The following is a 2,095-nucleotide window of genomic DNA, read 5'->3' on the forward strand; positions in this document are numbered from 1 at the left end:
CCGATGGCGTCGCAGCACGCTGTGGTCGTGCAGGCCAATCGCCGCCGTACGCTCGCGCGCTACCTGCTGTGCGGCGCGACCTGGGTGCAGGCCGCCCACCGGCTCTGGTCGCGACACCTCGAAAGTCGCGCGGTGCGCGCCGGACTGTCAGGGCGCGCGACGCTCGATACCCTTTACGACGCAGAGGCACCGCGCGCCGGTGGCACCGATGCCGACGCGGGACCGCGGCCGTGAACTCGCTCGATCCCATCCTGCTGTTCTTCCTGCTCGGCTTGGCCGCCGGATTGCTGCGCTCCGAGCTGCGCCTGCCGTCGGCGGTCTACGAACTGGTGAGCATGCTGCTGCTGCTCGCCATCGGCCTGAAAGGCGGCATCGAACTCGCGCAACAGCCGTTCGCCAACCTGGCGCCGCAGATCCTCGCCGTGATCGCGATGGGCGTGCTGCTGACGCTGCTGGCGTTCCCGGTGCTGCACTACGCCGGCCGCTTCAAACGTGCCGATGCCGCCTCCATCGCGGCGCACTACGGCTCGGTCAGCGTCGCCACCTATGCGGTGGCGGTGGCGTGGTTCGCCAGCCGTGACATCGCTTTCGAGCCGCACATGCCGCTGCTGCTGGCGGTGCTGGAGGTGCCGGCCATCCTGGTCGGCATCGTGCTCGCCCGCGGCATCTCGCGCGACATGCGCCTGGGTGCCGTGGCGCACGACGTGTTCCTCGGCAAGGGGATCGTGCTGATCGTCGGCGGCCTCGCCATCGGCTGGGCAGCCGGGTCGGACGGCCTCGCGCCGGTCAAGCCGCTGTTTTTCGATCTGTTCAAGGGCATCCTGGCCCTGTTCCTGCTCGAAATGGGCCTGATCACGGCCGGCCAGTTCGGCAGCCTGCGACGCTACGGCGCTTTCCTGGTCGCGTTCGGGCTCGGCATGCCGCTCGTCTCGTCGCTCGTGGGCACAGGGTTCGGTCTGCTGCTGGGGCTGTCGATCGGCGGTGTCGCGATGCTCGCTACGCTCGCGGCAAGCGCCTCGTACATCGCCGTACCCGCAGCGATGCGCATCTCGGTGCCGGACGCCAACCCCGCGCTGTCGCTGGCCGCCTCGCTCGGGGTCACCTTCCCCTTCAACGTGTTGGTGGGAATCCCGCTCTATTACGCGCTCGCCGTCAGCGCGCATGCCTACCTGGCCGGATAAGCCGATGAACTCGCACACGCGCAAGCTGCTGACCATCGTCACCGAAGCCGCGATCGAGACGGTGCTGCTGCAGGATCTCGAGCGCCTCGGCGCGCATGGCTATACGCTGACCGAAGCCCGCGGCAAGGGCGGCCGGGGCGTGCGCAAGTCCGACTGGGACGCCAGCAGCAACGTGCGCATCGAGGTCGTCTGCGACGCGGCGACGGCCGAGGCGATCGCGGCGCACCTGCAGGCGAAGTACTACGACGACTACGCGATGATCCTGTTCGTGACGGACGTCGCGGTGCTGCGGCCGGAGAAGTTCTGATGACGACCGCCGCCCCGATCGACACCGCGCCACGGCGCACCGGACGGCGCTCGGCACTGCTGAACGCCATGCCGGACGAAAGGCACACCATGTCGAGTCTCCTCGTCCCGGTGGACGGCGGCGCCAACTCGCTCGCCGCCGTACGGCACGTCATCGATGAGTACCGCCAGCGCCCCGACCTGCAGGTTCATCTGCTGAACGTGCAAACGGCCGCTGTCCGCGTACGTGGCCCGCTTCGTGAGTGCGGCGGAACGCCGCGCCTTTCTCGAGGATCGGGCGCGCTCGACATTGCAGCCGGCGCAGGCGCTGCTGGACAAGGCTTGCGTGCCCTACCGCGCGCACGTCGAGATCGGCGACAAGGCGGGCGTCATCGTGCAGTACGCCGCCCGGCTGCGCTGCAGCCACATCGTGATGGGCACGGCACGCAGGAGCTCGCTGCTGCGCTGGATCGACAGTTCGACCACCAACCGCGTCATCGAGCTGACCCGAGTTCCGGTGCTGATCGTCGCCGGCAGCCCCGCCAGTCGAGCGGAGCGCTACGGCGTGCCCGCCGGGTTGGGCGCTGCGCTCGCGAGCCTTCTCTATGCGGCGGCCACATGAACAGGCC

At 69.3% G+C, this 2,095-nt stretch carries 4 protein-coding genes; all 4 read left to right on the forward strand.

Annotated elements, in window-relative coordinates; genetic code table 11:
- A partial coding sequence (locus tag Q0X16_RS13110) for a hypothetical protein (RefSeq protein ID WP_297835276.1) occupies positions 1-234 on the forward strand: 234 nt, incomplete at its 5' end.
- Positions 231-1,181, forward strand: coding sequence for a sodium-dependent bicarbonate transport family permease (locus Q0X16_RS13115; RefSeq protein ID WP_297835278.1), 951 nt, complete (start codon positions 231-233; stop codon positions 1,179-1,181). The genes Q0X16_RS13110 and Q0X16_RS13115, both read left to right, overlap by 4 nt.
- A 4-nt stretch (positions 1,182-1,185) precedes the next feature.
- A complete protein-coding gene (locus tag Q0X16_RS13120) occupies positions 1,186-1,488 on the forward strand; it encodes a hypothetical protein (RefSeq protein WP_297835281.1) in 303 nt (100 codons plus the stop codon).
- Between the two features lie 225 nt (positions 1,489-1,713).
- A complete protein-coding gene (locus Q0X16_RS13125) occupies positions 1,714-2,088 on the forward strand; it encodes a universal stress protein (RefSeq protein ID WP_297835283.1) in 375 nt (124 codons plus the stop codon).
- Positions 2,089-2,095 lie beyond the last annotated feature (7 nt).

Source organism: Thermomonas sp. (assembly GCF_025993755.1).
Lineage (GTDB): Bacteria > Pseudomonadota > Gammaproteobacteria > Xanthomonadales > Xanthomonadaceae > Thermomonas.